This window comes from Mesorhizobium sp. ORM8.1 (assembly GCF_053005525.2).
Genome location: NZ_CM132600.1, coordinates 4253399 through 4273945 on the forward strand (window position 1 = coordinate 4253399; position 20547 = coordinate 4273945).

Here is a 20547-nt window from a genome sequence, read left to right on the forward strand (position 1 = left end):
GCGGCAAGCGGCGGCGCTTGTTCATTTGCATCGCTGCCCGAAAACATGCAGACATGGCACCCGACTGGGCGGGGCGGGCGCTAGGGGAATCAGCATGGTGGCGGTAGAGACGGTAGAGACAGTGCAGCGAGCATCGGGGCGCGGCATCTGGGGCTGGATGTTCTTCGACTGGGCGGCGCAGCCTTCTTCACCGTCGTCACCACCTTCATCTTCGGTCCATATTTCGTTTCGCGCATGGCGAGCGACCCGACCAGCGGCCAGGCGGCCTGGGGCTACGGCATCGCCGCCGCCGGCCTGGTCATCGCGGTGCTGTCGCCCGTGCTCGGCTCGATCGCCGACCAGACCGGGCCGCGCAAGCCGTGGATCGCCTTCTTCGCGACGATCAAGATCACCAGTCTCAGTCTGCTGTGGTTCGCGGCGCCCGGTTCGAACCTGTTCCTGGTCGTGCTGCTGTTCTCGCTGGCTTCGGTGGCGGCTGAATTCTCGACCGTGTTCAACGATTCCATGATGCCGCGGCTGGTGCCGAAGGCCGAGATCGGCAGGATCTCCAACATGGCCTGGGGGCTCGGCTATCTCGGCGGCATGATCGCGCTGATCTTCGTCGTGCTGTTCCTCGCCGGCAATCTGGAAACCGGCAAGACGCTCATCGGCCTCGATCCGCTGTTCGGGCTGGATCCGAAGCTGGGTGAGGACGCCCGCTTCACCGGGCCGATGTCGGCCGGCTGGTACTTTCTGTTCATCCTGCCGATGTTCTTCTTCACGCCCGACGCCGTCAAAGGCATCCCGATCCGGCCGGCGGTGCGCGAGGGTCTGTCCGAACTGAAGTCGACGCTTGCTGAAGTGCGCCAGCGCAGCGGCATCCTGCGCTTCCTGCTGGCTCGCATGATCTATCAGGACGGCGTCAATGCGCTGCTCGCGCTTGGCGGCACGTTCGCGGCCGGCATGTTCCATTGGTCGATCACCGAGATCGGCCTGTTCGGCATCATCCTCAACGTCGTTGCCATCTTCGGTTGCTGGATCGCGGCGCGGCTCGATACCGCGCTCGGCTCGAAGCACGTTGTAATGGTCGCGCTGGTGATGCTGTCGGTCGCCACCATCGGTGTCGTCTCGACCGGACCAGGTTTCACGTTGCTCGGCCTGATCCCGCTGTCGACTGCCGATTCCGGCGGCCTGTTCGGCACCGCGGCCGAGAAGGCCTACATTCTCTACGGTCTGCTGATCGGGCTTGCCTTCGGCCCGGTGCAGGCTTCGTCACGCTCCTACATGGCGCGCAGCGTAACGGCTGCCGAATCCGGCCGCTATTTCGGCATCTATGCGCTGGCCGGCCGAGCCACCAGCTTCCTGGCGCCGTTCATGGTGGCGACCATCACCACGATCAGCGGTTCGCCGCGGCTCGGCATGGCGGCGATCATCCTGTTCCTCGGCATCGGCATGGCGATCCTGGTGGGAACGCCCTATCCGGCAGACAAGCCGAAGGGCTAGCGCCTCTCCTTCTCCCCTTGTGGGAGAAGGAAAAAAGAACTTAATGCCTGAAATGCCTTACGCCCGTGAACACCATGGCGATGCCATGCGCATCGGCGGCGGTGATCACGTCGTCGTCGCGCATGGAGCCGCCGGGCTGGATCACCGCGGTGGCGCCGGCTTCGATTGCCGAGAGCAGGCCGTCGGCGAAGGGGAAGAAGGCGTCGGAAGCGACGACCGAGCCCTTGGTCAGCGGTTCGGTCAAGCCTGCGGCTTCCGCCGCGTCGAGCGCCTTGCGGGCGGCGATACGCGAGGAATCGACACGGCTCATCTGGCCGGCGCCGATGCCGACCGTCGCCCCGTCCTTCACATAGACGATAGCGTTCGACTTGACGTGCTTGGCGACGCGGAAGGCGAATTTGAGGTCGGCCAGTTCGGCCGGCGTCGGCGCGCGCTTGGTCACCACCTTGAGCTCGAGGTCGTCGACCACGGCGTTGTCGCGGCTCTGCACGAGCAGGCCGCCGGCGACGGACTTCACGATGGCGCCTGCAGCGCGCGGGTCCGGCAGTCCGCCGGTGACCAGAAGGCGCAGGTTCTTTTTCGTGGCGACGATCGCGGCCGCCTCCTCGGTCGCTTCGGGCGCGATGATGACCTCGGTGAAGGTTTTTACGATCTCCTGTGCCGACTCGGCGTCGAGGGTGCGGTTCATGGCGACAATGCCGCCGAAGGCCGAAACCGGGTCGCAGGCCAAGGCCTTGGCATAGGCTGCCTTGAGCGTGTCACCTTCGGCGACGCCGCACGGGTTGGCGTGCTTGATGATGGCGATCGCCGCCGAACGGGCGGGATCGAACTCGCCGACCAGCTCGAAGGCGGCGTCGGTGTCGTTGATGTTGTTGTAGGAAAGCTGCTTGCCCTGCAGCTGCCTTGCGGTCGCGACGCCTGGACGCTTGTCGCCCGACAGATAGTACCCCGCGCTCTGGTGCGGGTTCTCGCCATAGCGCATCACCTGGTCGAGGCGGCCGCCGAAGGCGCGCCAGGCCGGATGCTCGATGTCGAGCGCCTCGGCAAACCAGCCGGAGATCGCCGCGTCATAGGTCGCGGTGCGGGCAAACGCCTTGGCGGCCAGCATCTTGCGGAAATCGAGCGACAGCGAGCCGAGATTCATCTCCAGCGCATTGAGCACGGACGCGTAGTCGGCCGGATCGGTGACGATGGCGACGTAGGCGTGGTTCTTGGCCGAGGCGCGGATCATCGCCGGACCGCCGATATCGATGTTCTCGACGATCGCGGCATAATCGGCGCCGGAACGGCGGACCTCCTCGAACGGATAGAGATTGGAGACCACGAGGTCGATCGGCTTGATGTGATGATCGCGCATCGCCTTGGCATGGTCGGCATCGTCGCGGATGCCGAGCAGCGCGCCATGCACCGAGGGGTGCAAGGTCTTCACCCGGCCGTCCATGATCTCGGGAAAGCCGGTGAGGTCGGAAACGTCGCGCACCGCCAGGCCGGCCTCGGCGATCGCCTTGGCCGTGCCGCCGGTCGAGACCAGCTCGACGCCAGCCGCGGCAAGCCCCTTGGCCAGATCGATCAGCCCGGTCTTGTCGAAGACGGAAAGCAGCGCGCGGCGGACCGCAACGAGGTCGGGCGCCGGAATGTTCTTGGTGGGCACGGCCATGGGCGGGCGGCCTTTCAGAGCTGGTGGAAGAGTGTTGGCCGGCCCTAGCATATAAGCCCCGGAAATCAAGCTTCGAGGCGGATTTGTTCGGAACTCAGTTGTTTTCCGGATAGCCGGCGATGTCGGTGCGCGTCAGCTGCCAGTGAACCTCGGCAACCTCCGAGGCCTTGAAGGCCAGTACGATCTGCCGGCTGCGGCGCGGGCCGCCGAGGCCGGCAAAGTAGATCGATTCCTCGACCTCGGGCGCCACTTCCGCGCAGGTGAACACCCAGGTGTCTCCCTGCGCGGCGGCAAGCGTCAGCCGGTCGTGCTCGTCCTGCATCAAGGTGATGTCGGGATGCACATGGAAGCGGACGGTAACGAAGTCGCGGCCATTGTTGCGGATCGCGCCGCCGCCCGGCCGCAGGAAACGGTCGCGGCCGGCAAGCACGTTGCCGTTGCTGGTCAGCTTCAGCTCCCGCTCGTGCAGGAAGCCGAACTGCGCGGCATAGCCGTCGTGGCGCGCGACGAAGCCATGCACGCCCTTCTGGTCGAGGCGCTTGCAGGGCACATGCTGCGGGCCGCCGATCAGCGGCGATCCGAGCAGGTCGCTGACGCGCAACGAATGGCTGAAGCGCGCCGACGAGGTGTCGTTGATCGTGGCGGTCGAATGCGCGGCGGTGGCGCGGGCCAGCGGCCGGAATTCGGCGGCGCCGTAAGTGTCGATGCCGGCATTGACGATAAAGTGTTGGCGCCCTGACGACAGCTCGAAGGCGAGGCAGCCGGCATGCGCGGCATTGGAGACGTCGACCGGCGGCGGCAGGCCGGTGTCGGCAATCACTGTCACGCCGCCCATCGACAAGCGCTCATAGCCGGAATGCGGCGCGTGCAGCAGCGGCGCGCCGGCGGTGTCGTCGTGGCGCATGATGGTGGCGATGCGGTCATGGATGGTGGCGCCCATGCCGTTGAAGCGGGCAAGGCTGCCATCCTGGTGGCGGAAGAAGCGCAGCGCCGGCAGCATGCGGTCGATGGCGCCGATCAGCGCCGGCGGCGGCGTCTCGGCCTGGTTGGCATAAGTCTGGCGCAGCGGCAGAAGGTCGGCCAGCAGCTCCAGCACCGCCATCGGCTTGCGCGAGATGTGGCCGCCGTCGGGAAGGATCTGATGCTCCAGCTCCTCGGCCAGATTGCGCGTCGCGGCGCGTAATGCCGATGCCGGCGCCGGCAGGGACAGCGCGGCGAATGCCAGCGCGATGCGGGCGCGCAGTCGGCCCTCGCCATCCGGCATCTCGCGCGCCATCGAACGGAGATAGCGGATCTGGACGGCAAGCGATTTGAGGAAAGCCCGATAGAAGGGGAATTCGGCGCCCTGCAGCACAACCGAGGAATGCTGCAGCCAGGCGATCACCCGCTTGGCGGTGGTGCCCGGCTCCCAGGCGACACCCGATATCTGGTTGCCGTGCATGGCGATCCAGTCGGACACCAGCGCCCTGGCATTGGCGGCGGCAAGCTCGGTGCCGGTGGCCCGCATATGGCGCAGCCAGCGAAAGCCGTGCAGCGATTTCTGCCAGCCACGGTTGGGCACGTTGAGCTGGAACGGCGACCTGCCGCCGGTCTCGACCAGGTGGCCGGACAACGGATAGCGGCCATAATAGATCTCGAGCGCGATCTGCGGATCGGCGAGCCTGAGATCCGGCGGCGCGATCAGGACACGTTCGGGCGTGCGGCCGGAATAGCGCCAGCGATAGACGGGCCCGGCGCGCAAACGCCGGCGCGTCTTGCGCCAGAACTCCTTCGCGACAAGCGTCCATAGACGCGTCGTGCTGCCGGCAGCAAGTGCCAAAAGCCCTCCTGATCGTCCTCTACCCCAAGGACAAGTTTATATGATTCAAGAACTTATGCGAAGGCGGATTTCGCCGAAGTGAATCGCTTCACGCTGGTCCAGGCCGGTCGTCCCAGAAAAAGTCGTGCCTTTCCGGCATCATACCCTTGCTTGAGCGCCGGTTGCGCCGTCGTTCAGCCTCTCTTGTGGCGGCGCCGGAATTCGCTCGGCGAGCATGTCTCGCGATCCCGAAACAGCCGGGAGAAATAAAAGGCGTCGTGGATGCCGACCGCCGCCGCCACGATTTCAACCGGCGAATCGGAAGCCACCAGCAGCTGCTTGGCAAGGTCGAGCCGGATGCGCAACTGGAATGCTTTCGGCGACAGCCCCGTCTGTTGCGCAAATTTGCGACGCAGCGTCGCCGGCGACATTGCAAATTCCGCGGCGAATGCCTTGAGGTCGAGCGATTCGGCGGCGCGGGTGCGCAGTGCATCGATCGCCAGCTGAAAATCGCGACCCGTTGCGCTGGCGCTCTGACCGGTCGCTTGCCGGGCGGCATGCAAAACCAATCCATGCAGCGTCGCGGCGGCTTCCGCCTGGCTGAGCGCGCTATCCAGCGACAGTTGCGCATGCAGCCGGTCAAACAGAAGCTGCATGCCGCCAAGGTCCGACAAGGCAACGACGGGAGCCTGCTCGGCGATCAGCCGCATGCGCGTGAAATCGCGCGTCAAGACGCCCGTGAAAAGCGCCCAGCGCTCGCTCCAGCCGGCGTCATCGGGTCCATAGGAATGCGTCTTGCCCGGAAATAGCCAGAACAGGCTGGGGGCGGCAATCGCCTGCCTGCCTGCTGCCCTCGTTTCCAGCCAGCCTTGCCCTTCCTCGACCAGCACGGCGGCAAAGTCCGGAAGCTTTCGTTCGACGATAACCTGGCTGACGCGATGCCGGCCGATCCCCGTCACGGACAGCCCGGCCATCGCGGCCGGCGGTGAGCGGTATAGAGCATATTGTCGATCCGGCATGAGCGAAAAGTCCAGGCGACTACTTCTGTCCATGGGCAATTGCCGTAACAATAGACATTCTTTGCCGAAATCGAAAACTTTCCGGTGCGTGAAATGTCGATATCGGCTGTAAAATCATCGTCGCAACCCGCCGTCGCGCTGGAAGCCAACGGCAAGATGCTGTCGACGGCGCCGAACCGGCTGGGATATCTCAGCCCGACCCAACCCTGCGTCGGCATCGAGGCCATTCGCCATCTCTACGCGGAGCAAGGGTATGTTTGGCTGAAGGGCCTGCTGCCGCGCGGCGATGTGGTCGATTTTCGCGGCTGGGTGCTTTCGCATCTTTCTCAGAGCGGGCTGCTGAAGCCGGGGACCGATCCGTCGCTCGGCATTGCATCCGACGATACGTTCGATCGCCAGCTTGCCGATCGCCGGCTGATGTCGCTGGTCCGATCAACCGCCTATGAGGGCTTTTGCGCGCAACCGCGGATGTCGCGTCTCATGGACGCGTTTGTCGGCGGTCTGTCCTACCTGCACAAGCGCAAGATCATGCGCTTTACCTTGCCGGGGACGGCCGTCGCCACACCGGCGCATTATGACCTCGTCTATCTGCGCGGCGGCACCAGCCGCGTCGTCACGGCATGGATACCGCTCGGCGATGTGTCCATCGACATGGGCGGACTGGTATACCTGGAAGGCTCGCACGCCATCGGCGCCGCCATGGAGGCCCAATTCGCCAGGGATAATGCCCAGCTCACACCAGAAGAGCGCATCAGCGCCTACAATCGCAACATGAGCGAAGGCGGCTGGGTGTCGAAGGACCTGCCGCGGATGGCGGAGCGGTTCGACACGCGTTGGCTGATGGCGGATTACGAGGCCGGCGATGTCGTGCTGCACTCACCCCATATGATCCACGCTTCCACGACCAACCAGAGCCTTGACGGCCTGATCCGGCTGTCGACAGACATACGCTACCAGAATGTCGACGACGAGATCGATGCCCGTTGGGGGCATCATTGGTCCCTGGACGACATGCTTTAAGGCGTTCCGACGTTGAGGTGATGCCGGCCCGCGGGCCGAAGCCCCTCTGATGTCGTCATCCACGGGCGGAGCGACGCGAAGCGGAGCGCAGACCCGAGGATCCATTCCGTGACCTTGATCGTAAGTGCAGCGGGGCAGATTCGGCATCGCGGCAAGGCTTCGGAGTCACGGAATGGATTCTATGGTCTGCGCCGCGTCGCTTCGCTCCTTGCTCCGCCATAGAATGACGAGATCCTAGTTGCCAGCCCGCCGCATCCGCGCGGCAAAGAAACCGTCCAGGCCGGAAATGCCAGCCGACCCCAAGTCCAGGTCCGCAGGCGTGGTGCGCAACGTGCCATCCTGCTTCAGGAACGGATCGACGCCGGCGAACTCGCCAGGCCGGATCGGATCGGCGGCCACGCCAGGGTTGCCGGCGAGGAAGGCGCCGTAGAGCGCTTCGCCTTCGATCGGATCGAGCGAGCAGTTGGAGAACACAATGCGGCCGCCGGGCCTGACAAGGCCGACGGCGCGGTCGAGAAGCCTGCGCTGAAGCGCGGCCAGCTTTTCGACATCGGCCATGGTTTTGCTCCACGGCACATCGGGATGGCGGCGCACCGTGCCGGTGGAAGAGCAGGGCGCGTCGAGCAGCACGGCATCGAAGAGCTCGGCTGGCCGGTAATCCAGCAGGTCGGTCTGTGCCAGTTCGGCGTTCAGGCCGAGGCGTTCGAGATTCTGCGCCAGCCGCGCCAGGCGGTTCTTCGAGGTGTCGACGGCGGTGACCTTGGCGCCGGCCAGGATAAGCTGCGCTGTCTTGCCGCCGGGCGCGGCGCAGAGGTCGGCGACGCGCTGGTCCCTTATATCGCCGAACAGGCGCGCCGGCAGGCTGGCCGCCGCGTCCTGCACCCACCAGGCGCCGTCGGCAAAACCGGGCAGGTCGATGACGTTGGCGGCGAGCTTCTCGACACGGACGGTGCCGGTCGGCAGCACGATGCCGCCTAGGCGTTCGGCCCACAGTGCCGGATCGGTTTTGACGCTGAAATCGACCGGCGCCTCATGGCGGTGGGCGGCAAGGATGGCGCCGGCCTTGTCGGCGCCATAGGCCGCGACCAGCCGTTCGGAAAACCACTGCGGCGCCTCGCTGGTGGCGGCGAGCGCCGGAGCAAGCTCGGCCTCCTTGGCGCGGGCGAGCGAGCGCAGCACGCCGTTGACGAGACCGGAAAAGCGCGCGGTGCGCGGATCGGACTTGGCGTGAGTCACGGCAAGGTCGACGGCGGCGCTGTCGGGAACATCGAGGAACAGGATCTGCGCGGCGGCGACATGCAGGATATGCGACAGCGCGGTGGCGTTGGGCGGCAGCGGCTTTTCCAGCCGCCTGGCCAGCAGGCCGGCAATGGTCATGCGATGACGCAGGGCGGTGACCAGAATGGCGCGCACCAGCGCGCGGTCGCGACCGTCAAGCGCCTTGTACTGCGGATGGCCGTGCTCGTTGTCGGTCAGGCCGTCGAGCGGGGTACGGGCATCGATGACGGCGGCCAGCAGGCGCGCCGCGGCCTTGCGCGCGGCAAGGCCGGCAACCTCTGAAGCCTGGCTTTGTACGGGCTTCATTTTGTCGGTATTTGCTTGGCTAGTTCGAACACAGCGTTGACGAAAGCATCCTTGCTTCCTGGGGGAGAGGTCATCTCGATGTACTCATTCTCCACGATGCCTAGATAGTCCCCAATTTCCAGTGGCGAAGCGCCATCGCTAACGAGCCGGATGACATGAAGCAAATAGATATCATACTCGTCCTCTGGAAGCGGGCGGGATCGTAGTTCGCTCGACGACGCCAGGTTCGCCATCGGTATGCCTATAGGGTTCCAGTAGATGGCGCAAAGATCACGCATCTGCGCCAGCGAGATATCGCCATTCCTGGTCACGACCACGGACCTCTGGACCCGATATTGCGTGGTCCCGTCGGGTTGCGGCCCCATGGATTGGGTTTTGGCGGTTCCGGCTTGGAGGGCGTTGCAACGTCAGCAGGCCTGTTACCCCAAGGTCCGGCAGATGGCTCCTCGGGCTGGATGGTTGGCGCGGAAGCCTGGCGCCGGGACGGCTGTGGCGCGCCGCCCATCTCGCGCGCCATTTCCTGCAGCGCGGCGATGCGGTTCTCCGTGCTCGGATGGGTCGAGAACAGGCTGTCCATGCGTTCGCCGGAGAGTGGATTGATGATGAAGAGATGCGCCATCGCCGGGTTGCGCTCGGCGTCGGGATTGGGGATCTGTTCGGCGCCACGCGCGATCTTGTTCAGCGCCGAAGCCAGCCACAGCGGATGGCCGCAGATCTCGGCGCCGCGCCGGTCGGCCTCGTACTCGCGGGTGCGGCTCACCGCCATCTGCACGATCATGGCGGCAAAGGGCGCCACGATCATCGCCACGAGCACCCCGACAAAACCGAACGGATTGTTGTTGTCGCGATTGCCGCCGAAGAAGAAGGCGAAATTGCCGAGCATCGAGATGGCGCCAGCCAGCGTCGCGACGATCGTCATGGTCAGCGTGTCGCGATGCTGCACATGGGCGAGCTCATGCGCCATCACGGCTGCGACCTCTTCGTGGCTGAGCCGCTCCAGCAATCCGGTGGAGGCGGCCACGGCCGCGTTCTCGGGATTGCGGCCGGTGGCGAAGGCGTTGGGCTGCGGATTGTCGATCAGATAGGTCCTCGGCATCGGCAGGCCGGCCTGCTTGGCCAGCGCCTGTACGATGGCGTAATATTCCGGCGCGTTCTTCTCGTCCACCTCGACGGCGCGGTTCATCGACAGCACCATCTTGTCGGCGTTCCAGTAGCTGAACAGGTTCATGCCAGCGGCGAACAACAGGGCGATCACCATGCCGCCCGAGCCGCCGATCATGTAGCCGACGCCCATGAACAGCGCCGTCATCGCGGCAAGAAGCATGGCGGTGCGAAGCGTGTTCATCGTTTCATCCGGTCATGGCTAGAGCATCGGACCGGGATATTCCGATGCTCATGAATAGGGGTCGATCTTGGTTGCGTCATGGCTATATGATGGGAAATACCGGTGTCCGTTTCAATCGGCAGGGACTTATCGCATGAGTGAAGAGCCAGGCGAAACCGAGGTCGTCGATGCGGCTGGAGAGCCGCAAAAGCTTTTGACGCCAGAAGCGCAGCGAGCACTGGCTGAAGCCGAAGCCCGACGCAAGCTCTACCGTGAGGCGGAAGCCCAACTGCCGAAGGAGATCGGCGGTCGAGGCGGTAAAGAGCCCGGCCGCTATGGCGACTGGGAGGTGAAGGGCCTCGCCACCGACTTTTAGGCTAAGCGACGGCGCGCTCCGGCGCGAGCGCCATCCAGCCCTTGTTATCGACAGCAACGCCGATTTCGTCATAGGAGCGGATTGTTGGATGCGGCGTGACCACCGGATGGACGTGCGTGGCGCTGATCACCATCACCGAAGCGCCCGAAGCCTCGCCAGCCGCGATGCCGGCCGGCGCGTCCTCGAAGACAAGGCAGTCGCGGGCATCGGCGCCGAGACGTTTTGCCGCCAAAAGAAAGCAGTCCGGCGCAGGCTTGCCATGGGTGACGTCCTCGGCTGTGACCATCATGGCGGGAACCGGGATACCGGCCGCGTGCATGCGCAACAGCGCCAGCTCGCGTGGGGCCGAGGTGACGATGGCCCAGCGCTGCGGCGGCAGCGACTTGAGGAACACCATGGCGCCAGGGATCGGGATGATGCCCTCGAGATCGTCCGCCTCGGCCTTGAGCAGTGCCGTGGCCTCCGCGACGGCGTCGACGCCCGGCAGTCCCAGCCCGCCGATCGTCTCGATCGCCCGCTTGCCGTGGATCGTCGGCAGGAAACTTGCCACGTCCAGCCCATGGCGCTCAGCCCACTTCGTCCAGACCCGTTCCGCCGCGGCGATCGAGTTGAGGACCGTGCCGTCCATGTCGAAAAGAAAGGCGGCGAACTTTCTGCCTGGAAACATCTGGTACCCTGAGTCTGTTTCGGTGAGGGGATCTGTTTTCGGGGAGGCGCGGAGCGCGCCCGCACCGTAGCCGCGATGGCGGCATGTGGGAAGGGCGGCATTTCGACTTGGCGCAGGAACAACACCGTCCCTGTCGCGTTGAGCAAAGTCATCCAATGACCAACAATCATCAAAGGGGAATCGATGCTGATCCGGCTCGGCTACGAAATCGCCATCGACTGCGTCGCCGCGACGCCCATCATTTCGCTGCTCGACATCCATCCCGACCGTCAAAACGACATCAAACGGCAAACGCGGGTGCTGACCTCACCTTCGGTTCCGACACGAGCCTATCGCGACGGTCACGGCAACATCTGCCGCCGCTTCACCGCGCCCGCCGGAAGCTTCCGTATCCTCTATGACGCGGCGATAGAGGACAGCGGCGAGGCAGACGAAATCAACACGCTGGCGCGTGAAACGCCGGTGGCGGAGCTGCCGGACGACGTGCTGGTCTACCTGCTCGGCAGCCGCTATTGCGAAACCGATCATTTGGGCGGTCTCGCCTGGCAGCTCTTCGGCCACCTGCCGCCCGGCTGGGCGCGGGTGCAAGCGATTGTCGACCACGTGCACAACCGTCTTTCCTTCGGTTACGGCTATGCCCGCGCCACTCGCACGGCAGCGCAGGCGCATGAGGAGCGAGTCGGGGTCTGCCGCGATTTCGCCCATCTGGCGATCACGCTTTGCCGCTGCATGAACATCCCGGCGCGCTATGTGAACGGCTACCTCGGCGATATCGGCGTGCCGGCCGATCCGGCGCCGATGGATTTCTCGGCCTGGATGGAAGTCTTCCTCGACGGCAAATGGTACACGTTCGATCCGCGCCACAACCGGCCAAGGATCGGTCGCGTCGTCATTGCGCGCGGCCGCGACGCCACCGACGTGCCGCTGCTGCACAGCTTCGGGCCACACCAGCTCGCCTTGTTCAAGGTCTGGACCCATGAGCAGGAAGGCAATTGTTTCAACCCGCCGCATCACGGCATCGACCGGACAGCCAGCGCACGGATGCTGGCCTAGTCCGGGCTGTCGCGGGCGCTGTATCAGTCCGGTCCATGATCGTTGCTGAGCCGCTTCGGGACAGGCTCGGTTGTGCCGAAGCGGGAAGCGCCGTCATGGCGCGAATAGTGCTTGGGGCGGCCTATGGTAAGCGATTCCTGAACGGCCTGCCGCCACCGCTCTCTTGTTTACTTCCTGTTCACCGTCATGTTCTCGAAAATCCAACAAAAACAACAAATTAACGGGCTGTTAAGGCTGTTCTCGCCCCGCCGTCGGCGCGTCTGGCCGAAATCCTGCAGCGCATCCACCGAGCGGCACGAAGCCGCATACAGTGGAGGCGGAAGGGATGCGGCAGTTCAGAGGTGTCGTTCGTGGGGTGGACGACTTTACCCGGGATCGCGGGGGTAATTTCGCGGTTCTGTTCGGAGCTGCCGCATCGGTCCTCGCGCTGGGGGTGGGATTCGCGGTCAATATCTCGCAGCTCTACAATGCGAGATCGAGCCTGCAAGGCGTCGTCGATGCGGCGGTGACCTCAACGGCACGCGATCTCACCCTCGGCGTAATCCAGGAAGCAGACGCCAAGACAATGGTGCAGGCGTTCCTCGACGCCAACAGCACGGCCGGCATCCTCCAGGCCAACCAGATCGTCATCGACAAGCTTATCGTCAACAGGACAGCCAACACCGTGCAGGCGGACGTGCATGTCGATGTCGGCCTCTATTTCCCGCTGTTCGGCACGGACAGCATGCGGCGTGTGACCGGCTCGACCACAGCGCTTTATTCCGACAAGACGATCGAAGTGGCGATGATGCTCGACGTCACCGGCTCGATGGCCGGCCAGAAGATCAAGGATTTGAGGGCGGCGGCCGGCAACGCGGTCGATTCCTTCCTCGATGGCCAGAATGCCTCCAATCCCCGGGTGCGGGTGGCAATCGTGCCCTATGCCAATTCGGTCAATGCCGGTTCGCTCGCCGCAAGCAGCGTCTTTGTCGAAACCAAGCTCAGCGAGCGCAAGCAGGCGCCGGGCAATGACGATCCGAAATATGTCTCGGCATCGCCGCGCCCGGACAATTGCGCCACCGAGCGCAAGGGCGCCTATCAATATTCGGATGCTGGCCCCGAAATTAGCATGGTCAACCGCGATTTCTATCTGTCCGATTTCGCCAGGCAGAGCGGCACACGAGCTTGCCCGGTCGCAACGGTGCAGCCGCTGACCACGGATGCTACGGCTTTGAACAATGTCATCAAGAACCTTGATGCGTCCGGCGGCACTGCTGGCCATATCGGCGTCCAGTGGGCGTGGTACATGCTGTCGGAGAACTGGGGCGGCGTGATGAAGGCTTCGGAGCGGCCGGCCAGGATGGATCCGAAGAAGGTCGCCAAATATGCGATCCTGATGACCGACGGCGAATTCAACCTGTCGTATTTCGACGCCACCGATCCGGATCAGGTCTACAACGACGCCGGCAAGGTGCAGACACGCACCGCCGCGACGACGCTATGCTCGGCGATGCGCGACCAGGGCATCGAGATATTCACCATCGGTTTTGCCCTCACCGAGAAGAATGCCAAGTCGACACTGCAGAGCTGCGCCACTCCGGACACCGGAAACACCAAGCATTTCTACCAGGCCGCCAACGGCGCCGAACTCGATCAGGCGTTCCAGGATATCGTGCGCAACATCGACAAGCTGACGGTGACCAAATAGCGGCCCTATCTATTCGCTCTTACGCAATTCCGGACGGAGGGTTACGGCGAAGTCGCCGAACTTAACTACTTCACGCTTTTCCTGGAATTGCTCTAAGAAATCACCGATCGACATGGTTCAAAAGGAAAAGGCCGCCGCTTCTTGACGAAGCCGGCGGCCTTCCGTGTTTCCGTCCATGACGCGGCTTCAGGCGACAGCCCCTTCAGGCTACCTGCCGCGCGTCTCGCGCCTTAACGGGAAGACTGCTTCCCGGAAGTGCAATCCGCTGAGCTCACGTTATGGAAAACGAAATCACTCGACATCGGATCACCTCCTTTCAGTTTGTTGAACACGCACACAGGATGGGGTGTGTCGCGGCAAAAGACAAGATGCAGGTTTGAAATAGCCAGGGACCGTGGCTCGCGGCGGCCGGCTTGCGATTGGCCGTCGGCGCGGGCACACTCCGGGGTGAGGAGACTGCTGGTATTCGGGAGGTATCCGCATGGAGGCAGCCGAAAAGGCCGCTCGCATCGTGCGAACGGTGATCGAGACGCTAAAGCCGGGTTTTGCGGTCCGCCTGTGGACCGGAGAGCGCATCGGTCCGGTTGCCGGCCCCGTGCTTACCATCAATGACCAGGACATCGTCTGGCAGTTGGTGCGTCGGCCGGCGTTCTCGACGCTGATCGAGATGTGGATTTCCAAGACCGTCGACATCGAGGACGGGACGCTGTTCGATTTCTACGCACTGCCCTCGCAAGGCAAGCTCAGGACGAAGCTCAAATCCTTGCCGAAGCTGGCGATCTTGCGCGATCTGCCGGCTGTGCTGTTCTCGCGAAAGCAGATGAGCGCGCGCAGCGATCTTTCCGGTCGCAACCCCTATGTCAGCGGGTCGAGCCAGGAAGCGATCCAGCATCACTACGACATCTCGAATGCCTTCTACCGCCTCTTCCTCGATGAACGCATGGTCTACAGCTGCGGCTATTTCACGGATTTCGCCAACGGCATCGATCAGGCGCAGTTCGACAAGCTCGACCATATCTGCCGCAAGCTCCGGCTGAAACCGGGCGAAAGGCTGCTCGACATCGGCTGCGGCTGGGGCGCCATGCTCATCCATGCGGCGAAGAATTACGGCGTCGTCGGCCATGGCGTTTCGTTGTCGCAAGCGCAGACCGATCTTGCCCGCGAGCGCATCCGTGCCGAAGGCCTGGAAGACCGCATAACCATCGACATCAAATCTTATGCCGAGCTTACCGGCTCTTTCGACAAGATCTCGTCGATCGGGATGTTCGAGCATCTCGGGCTCGTCAACCACGCGGCCTATTTCTCGACCGTCCATCGCCTGCTGAAACCAGGCGGCATCTATCTGCACCACGCCATCACCAGGCGCAGCAAGGGCGACATCAAGAAGACGTTGCGCAAGGGGGCGGAGTACAAGGCGCTGATCAAATACATCTTTCCCGGCGGCGAGCTCGACACGATCGGCATGACAACAGGCAATCTCGAGGCGCACGGCTTCCTTGTTTACGACGTGGAGAATTTGCGCGAACACTACGCGCGCACCTGCCGCCTGTGGGCCGAGCGCCTGCACGCGCGTTTCGACGAGGCAATCGCCGAAGTCGGCGAGGCCAAGGCGCGGCTGTGGCTGCTCTATCTCACCGGATGCTCGGTCACCTTCGAGCGTGCTTCGGCGCAGATTTTCCAGACCGTCGCCACCAAACGCGCGCGCGGCCCAAGCGGCCTGCCGCCGACGCGGGCGGATCTGTATCGGTAGTGAGATCGGCGGCTATCGCCACCGCCAGCTCCAAGGTGTGCGGTTCGCCTGCCTCGCTGTCGAGGGGTCTAGAGCGTTTCACCGCTTCTCGGAAACGGCGAAGCGCTCTAACTCTTTGTTTTGACGCAATTCCGGACGGAGGGTTACGGCGAAGTCGCCGAACTTAACCGCTCACACTTTTCCTGGAATTGCTCTAAATGAAGCGCATCGGTGCGCCGATCTCGACACGCGCCGGCCGGTCGACGGTGCAGTAGACGCCGAGATTGTGGTCGTTGTGGCGCACCACATTGCGCAGGATGCCGGGATCGTTGTCGAAACCGTCCTGGGCGATGATGGTGAAGCCGCAGCGGCGGCAAGGCTCCGAGACGGTTAGTAGAAGGTCGCCGACCGTGAGCTTGCGGCCGATCCATTCGGTTTCCGGGAAGGAGCCGTCGACGGGTTCCATGTCGACCAGGATGTTGGGCCGGAAACGGCGCGGATCGGGCACGCCATCGGGATGCAACGTTTTCAATCTGGCCAGCGAGGCGGTGGTGAGCAGGTGGATCGGCGCCTTGGTGTAGCGCGCGGCCGTAAGCGGACCGGTATAGTCCGAAGCCGCATTCTCTTTTCCGAAAGGCAGGATCGAGGCCGCAAAGCCAAGGAAGGCGGAAACGGCGCGGTCGCTTTCGGGATCCGGCGCCGACAGCCAGTCGCCACCGGGCACCGCCACTTCGAGCCGGCGATCTTCGGTCAGCCGGGTGCGGATCAGCGGCACTTTGTGCCATCTAACTTCGCGATCTGGCCGTGCGATCTCGCCGTCGGCATCGACCAGGCCGAACAGCCGGTCGCCGTCAACGGTCGTCGTGCCGATCGATATGGCATTAAGCGGCTCACCGGCGAGCGAACTCGCCGGGTAACGCCAGAGCTGGCTGACGGTGCCGAGTGCGGGCTCGCCGGCCATCAGCCCTTCTTGTTCTGGCGGTTGGCGACGAGGTCGTCGACCACGGCCGGATCGGCCAGTGTCGACGTATCGCCGAGCGCGCCGAAATCGTCCTCGGCGATCTTGCGCAGGATGCGGCGCATGATCTTGCCCGAGCGCGTCTTGGGCAGGCCGGGCGCGAACTGGATCTTGTCGGGCGAAGCGATGGCGCCGATCTCCTTGCGGACATGGGCGATGAGCTCCTTGCGCAACTCCTCGCTCGGCTCCACGCCCTTCATCAAGGTGACGTAGCTGTAGATGCCCTGGCCCTTGATGTCGTGCGGGTAGCCGACGACGGCGGCCTCGGAAACCTTCTCATTACTGACCAGCGCCGATTCCACTTCCGCCGTGCCCATGCGGTGGCCGGATACGTTGATGACGTCGTCGACGCGGCCGGTGATCCAGTAATAGCCGTCGGCGTCGCGGCGGCAGCCGTCACCGGTGAAGTACTTGCCCTTGTAGGTCGAGAAATAGGTCTGCACGAAGCGGTCGTGGTCGCCATAGACGGTGCGCATCTGGCCGGGCCAGGAATCGGTGATGCAGAGATTGCCGTCGGCGGCGCCCTCCAGCACCTTGCCTTCGCCGTCGACCAGTTGCGGCTTGACGCCGAAGAAGGGCCGCGTCGCGGAGCCGGCCTTGAGGTCGGTGGCGCCGGGCAGCGGCGTGATCAGGATGCCGCCGGTCTCGGTCTGCCACCAGGTGTCGACGATCGGCACCTTGCCGTTGCCGACGATGTTGAAGTACCACTCCCAGGCTTCCGGATTGATCGGCTCGCCGACCGAACCGAGCACACGCAGCGATTTGCGCGAGGTCTTCTTCACCGGGTCGTTGCCTGCGCCCATCAGCGCGCGCAGCGCCGTCGGCGCGGTGTAGAAAATGTTGACCTTGTGCTTGTCGATGACTTCCCAAAAGCGGGACTGCGAGGGGTAGTTCGGCACACCCTCGAACATCAGCGTGGTGGCGCCGTTGGCCAAAGGTCCATAGACGATGTAGCTGTGGCCGGTGACCCAGCCGACATCGGCGGTGCACCAGTAGATGTCGCCGTCATGGTAGTCGAAGACATATTGGTGCGTCATCGAGGCGTAGACGAGATAGCCGGCGGTGGTGTGCAGCACGCCCTTGGGCTTGCCAGTCGAGCCCGAAGTGTAGAGGATGAACAGCGGATCCTCGGCCTTCATCTTCTCCGGCTTGCAGTCCGCCTTCACGGCGGCGATCTCGTCGTGGTACCAGACGTCGCGCCCTGTCACCCAGCCGATCTTGCCGCCGGTGCGGCGCACGACCACCACGGTCTCGACCTTGGTGCCGGCCTTGGCCGCGATCTCGATCGCCTTATCGGTGTTTTCCTTGAGCGGGATCGGCTTGCCACCGCGCAGGCCCTCGTCGGCGGTGATGACGAAGGTCGACTTGCAGTCGTCGATGCGGCCGGCCAGCGCGTCCGGCGAAAATCCGCCGAAGACGATCGAATGGATGGCGCCGATGCGCGTGCAGGCGAGCATCGCGTAAGCGGCTTCCGGGATCATCGGCATGTAGATGGTCACGCGGTCACCTCGTCTGACGCCGTGCTTCTTCATCACATTGGCCAGCCGGCAGACGTACTCATGAAGCTCGTTATAGGTGATCTTCTTGTCGTCGTAGGGATTGTCGCCTTCCCAGATGATGGCGGTCTGGTTGCCGCGCTTCTTCAGGTGCCGGTCAATGCAGTTGTAGGAAACGTTGGTCAGCCCGTCCTCGAACCACTTGATCGAGACTTTGCCGTCGAAGGAGGTGTTCTTGACCTTGCTGAACGGCTTGAACCAGTCGATGCGCTTGCCATGCTTGCCCCAGAACTTGTCCGGATCCTTCACGCTGTCGGCATACCATTTGAGATAGGTGGCGTTGTCGATCAGCGCGTTCTTCTTCCACGCCGGCTGGACGCGATGGATCTTCACCTCGGACATGTCTTCTCTTTCCTCCCGAACCAGCCGCCGGCTTGACCACCGGCAGGGATCACGGCGACGCAGCCGCGAATTCGGCGGCATTATTAACAGTTCCGCGCCGACGGCAACATTAGACGTTGGATTCGCGTGGCGGGATGCCGCAGGACATGTGCAAAGCGCTGTCAGCACTCACGTTTCGTCGCTGCTAACCAGCTGTTTTGGCGATGAAAATGCCGCTCGAGATCAGAAAAAATCAATAGACAGTTAAGCAACTGGGCGCAGAATCCAACGTTGGGAGGAAAGGAGAACCGACCAGGGGTACCGCGATGCGCGACCATGCCGAAATGGACCTGATGCTCAAAGGCTATGGGCTGACCACGGCCAAGATTCTCTATCATTTTCCAGACCATCCGCATTTGCTGCAGAGCTTCATCTGGCAGGACTACGATCTCGCACCGAAGTTCCCGGTGCTGATCCGCTTCATCGAGTTCTGGAAAGCCAAGCTCGACGGCCCGCTGCACTCGATCACTTATACGCATCAAAAGCTGATCGCGCCGAACGAGTGGCGCAAAGTGGACGGCGAGTTCGTGCTGCACTGAATGCCGGTTGTTGTTGACAGCCTGTTTCCATTCCCTGGCGAAGACAGGCGCGTCTGCGTCGACTAGCTTTTCAGATACGGAGCCGGCGAGGCAATGGGCCAGGAGCGGCGTCCGATCTGGAGACCGGTCATGACCGCGTTCGACTATGCCGCGCTGCTGCTTCGTCTCAGCGTCGGCGGATTGTTTCTTGCGCACGCCTATCTCAAATACGCCGTGTTCACGCCCAAGGGCACGGTCGACTATTTTCAGTCGCTAGGTGTTCCCGGCTATTTCGGGCTGATTGCCATCGCTGCCGAAACGGCCGGCGGGCTCGGGCTGATCTTTGGCGTCGCGACCAGGCTGGCGGCGATCCTTTTGATCCCGCTGATGGCCGGCACGATCGTGCTCGTCCACGGCAAGAACGGCTTCTGGTTCACCAATCAGGGTGGTGGCTGGGAATATCCTGCGCTGTGGATCGTCTGCCTTGTCGTCATCGCCTTGATCGGCAGCGGCTCAGCGGCGCTTTGGCCGATCTTGGGATAGGTCCTGCAGGGTGGCAGGAATGCTCAGGCCGCGAAGGCACGGCCTGAGCCGGATGATCATCATACCGCCGGTGGATTGAGCCGGGCAAAGCCTTCCTGCCGCCGATAGGGGAAGTACGGATAGGGCGCGGTGACCTCGCTTGCGGTGTCCAGCGTCCTGATCTGGTCCGGCGTCAGCGCCCAGCCGATCGCACCGAGGTTCTGGCGCAGCTGTTCCTCGTTGCGAGCGCCGATGATCACCGACGAGACAGTCGGCCGCTGCAAGAGCCAGTTGATGGCGATCTGCGGTACGGTCTTGCCGGTTTCCTGCGCCACCGCGTCGAGCGCGTCCATGACCTGGTAGAGATGTTCGTCCGCGACCGGCGGGCCGAAATCGGCCGTGCCGTGCAGCCGGCTCCCTTCCGGCAGCTTTTGCCCGCGGCGGATCTTGCCGGTCAGGCGACCCCAACCCAGCGGGCTCCACACCAGCGCGCCGACGCCCTGATCGAGGCCAAGCGGCATCAGTTCCCATTCATAGTCGCGCCCGAGCAGCGAGTAATAGACCTGATGCGCGACATAGCGTGTGTAGCCATGGCTGTCGGCCAGGCCGAGCGATTTCATCACCTGCCAGCCGGAGAAGTTCGACACGCCGACATAACGCAGCTTGCCGGCGCGCACGAGGTCGTCGAGTGTCGACAGCACCTCCTCTATCGGCGTCGAGGCATCGAAGGCGTGCAACTGCAGAAGGTCGATGTAATCGGTGCCGAGACGTTTCAGCGCCGCGTCGACCGATTTGATCAGCCGCGAGCGCGACGCGCCCCAATCGGCCGGGCCGTCGCCCATCGGCAGCGATGTCTTGGTCGAGATCAGCACCGCGTCGCGGCGGCCCTTGATCGCCGCGCCCAGCACCTCTTCCGAAGCGCCGTTGGAATAGACGTCCGCCGTGTCGAAGAGATTGACGCCAGCCTCCAGGCAGATGTCGATGAGACGGCGCGCTTCGCTCGCGTCGCTGTTGCCCCAATGGCTGAACAGCGGGCCGGAGCCGCCGAAGGTTCCGGCGCCGAAGGAAAGCGCCGGCACTTTCAGGCCGGAAGCGCCGAGAGGTCGATAGTCCATCTTTTGCTCCTTGGTCGTGTCGAAAACGAATTTGCCGGGAT

General features: G+C 63.7%; 17 protein-coding genes and 1 pseudogene. 8 read left to right on the plus strand and 10 right to left on the minus strand.

Going from position 1 to position 20547, the window contains the following annotated elements; all coding sequences use genetic code 11:
* Positions 1-94 precede the first annotated feature (94 nt).
* Positions 95-1482 (plus strand): annotated as a pseudogene (locus ACVDG8_RS21375) (MFS transporter).
* 40 nt (positions 1483-1522) lie between these two features.
* Here ACVDG8_RS21375 and purH read toward each other — a convergent pair.
* From purH to ACVDG8_RS21390, 3 genes are all read right to left on the minus strand, one after another.
* Positions 1523-3139 carry a bifunctional phosphoribosylaminoimidazolecarboxamide formyltransferase/IMP cyclohydrolase gene (gene purH, locus ACVDG8_RS21380; RefSeq protein WP_447256471.1) on the minus strand — a complete coding sequence of 539 codons (1617 nt, stop codon included), beginning with the start codon at positions 3137-3139 and terminating at the stop codon, positions 1523-1525.
* 94 nt (positions 3140-3233) lie between these two features.
* Positions 3234-4958 (minus strand): heparinase II/III family protein, encoded by a 1725-nt coding sequence (locus ACVDG8_RS21385; RefSeq protein ID WP_455707204.1) that lies wholly within the window; start codon positions 4956-4958, stop codon positions 3234-3236.
* Positions 4959-5131: 173 nt separating this feature from the next.
* Positions 5132-5956 carry an AraC family transcriptional regulator gene (locus ACVDG8_RS21390; protein WP_447256473.1) on the minus strand — a complete coding sequence of 275 codons (825 nt, stop codon included), beginning with the start codon at positions 5954-5956 and terminating at the stop codon, positions 5132-5134.
* A 93-nt stretch (positions 5957-6049) separates the two neighbouring features.
* Here ACVDG8_RS21390 and ACVDG8_RS21395 point away from each other — a divergent pair, with 93 nt between their 5' ends.
* Positions 6050-6976, plus strand: coding sequence for a phytanoyl-CoA dioxygenase family protein (locus ACVDG8_RS21395; protein WP_447256474.1), 927 nt, complete (start codon positions 6050-6052; stop codon positions 6974-6976).
* 234 nt (positions 6977-7210) lie between these two features.
* Here the strand turns inward: ACVDG8_RS21395 and ACVDG8_RS21400 are convergent, their stop codons facing one another.
* Genes ACVDG8_RS21400 through htpX form a run of 3 tightly spaced genes read right to left on the minus strand, consistent with a single transcriptional unit; the run spans position 7211 to position 9905 of the window.
* Positions 7211-8560 (minus strand): RsmB/NOP family class I SAM-dependent RNA methyltransferase, encoded by a 1350-nt coding sequence (locus ACVDG8_RS21400; protein ID WP_447256475.1) that lies wholly within the window; start codon positions 8558-8560, stop codon positions 7211-7213.
* A complete protein-coding gene (locus ACVDG8_RS21405; RefSeq protein WP_447256476.1) occupies positions 8557-8871 on the minus strand; it encodes a hypothetical protein in 315 nt (104 codons plus the stop codon). Before ACVDG8_RS21405 ends, ACVDG8_RS21400 begins: the two co-directional genes overlap by 4 nt.
* Positions 8868-9905, minus strand: a complete 1038-nt coding sequence (gene htpX / locus ACVDG8_RS21410; protein ID WP_447256477.1) for a zinc metalloprotease HtpX — start codon at positions 9903-9905, stop codon at positions 8868-8870. Before htpX ends, ACVDG8_RS21405 begins: the two co-directional genes overlap by 4 nt.
* Before the next feature lie 133 nt (positions 9906-10038).
* Between htpX and ACVDG8_RS21415 the strand changes: the two genes are divergently transcribed.
* The gene (locus ACVDG8_RS21415) at positions 10039-10260 is read left to right on the plus strand and encodes a DUF1674 domain-containing protein (RefSeq protein WP_447256478.1); all 222 of its coding nucleotides are present in this window, start codon (positions 10039-10041) and stop codon (positions 10258-10260) included.
* Between the two features lies 1 nt (position 10261).
* Here the strand turns inward: ACVDG8_RS21415 and ACVDG8_RS21420 are convergent, their stop codons facing one another.
* A complete protein-coding gene (locus ACVDG8_RS21420) occupies positions 10262-10927 on the minus strand; it encodes an HAD-IA family hydrolase (RefSeq protein ID WP_447256479.1) in 666 nt (221 codons plus the stop codon).
* A gap of 183 nt (positions 10928-11110) precedes the next feature.
* Between ACVDG8_RS21420 and ACVDG8_RS21425 the strand changes: the two genes are divergently transcribed.
* The 3 genes from ACVDG8_RS21425 (at position 11111) to ACVDG8_RS21435 (ending at position 15417) form a co-directional block, all read left to right on the plus strand.
* Positions 11111-11980 (plus strand): transglutaminase-like domain-containing protein, encoded by an 870-nt coding sequence (locus ACVDG8_RS21425; protein WP_447256480.1) that lies wholly within the window; start codon positions 11111-11113, stop codon positions 11978-11980.
* 325 nt (positions 11981-12305) lie between these two features.
* The gene (locus ACVDG8_RS21430; RefSeq protein ID WP_447256481.1) at positions 12306-13667 is read left to right on the plus strand and encodes a pilus assembly protein TadG-related protein; all 1362 of its coding nucleotides are present in this window, start codon (positions 12306-12308) and stop codon (positions 13665-13667) included.
* A gap of 481 nt (positions 13668-14148) precedes the next feature.
* Positions 14149-15417 (plus strand): class I SAM-dependent methyltransferase, encoded by a 1269-nt coding sequence (locus ACVDG8_RS21435; RefSeq protein WP_447256482.1) that lies wholly within the window; start codon positions 14149-14151, stop codon positions 15415-15417.
* A gap of 193 nt (positions 15418-15610) precedes the next feature.
* On the opposite strand, the gene ACVDG8_RS21440 is transcribed toward ACVDG8_RS21435, so the two are convergent.
* Both ACVDG8_RS21440 and acs read right to left on the minus strand, forming a co-directional pair.
* The gene (locus tag ACVDG8_RS21440) at positions 15611-16357 is read right to left on the minus strand and encodes an MOSC domain-containing protein (protein ID WP_447256483.1); all 747 of its coding nucleotides are present in this window, start codon (positions 16355-16357) and stop codon (positions 15611-15613) included.
* Complete coding sequence (acs, locus tag ACVDG8_RS21445; RefSeq protein WP_447256484.1) at positions 16357-18312, minus strand: acetate--CoA ligase; 1956 nt, start codon at positions 18310-18312, stop codon at positions 16357-16359. The genes ACVDG8_RS21440 and acs overlap by 1 nt, the downstream gene beginning before the upstream one ends.
* A gap of 305 nt (positions 18313-18617) precedes the next feature.
* On the opposite strand from acs, the gene ACVDG8_RS21450 reads away from it, so the two are divergent.
* Both ACVDG8_RS21450 and ACVDG8_RS21455 read left to right on the plus strand, forming a co-directional pair.
* Positions 18618-18890 (plus strand): usg protein, encoded by a 273-nt coding sequence (locus tag ACVDG8_RS21450; protein WP_447256485.1) that lies wholly within the window; start codon positions 18618-18620, stop codon positions 18888-18890.
* A 129-nt stretch (positions 18891-19019) separates the two neighbouring features.
* A complete protein-coding gene (locus ACVDG8_RS21455) occupies positions 19020-19412 on the plus strand; it encodes a DoxX family protein (RefSeq protein WP_447256486.1) in 393 nt (130 codons plus the stop codon).
* 59 nt (positions 19413-19471) lie between these two features.
* Here the strand turns inward: ACVDG8_RS21455 and ACVDG8_RS21460 are convergent, their stop codons facing one another.
* Positions 19472-20506, minus strand: coding sequence for an aldo/keto reductase (locus ACVDG8_RS21460; protein WP_447256487.1), 1035 nt, complete (start codon positions 20504-20506; stop codon positions 19472-19474).
* Between the last annotated feature and the right edge of the window lie 41 nt (positions 20507-20547).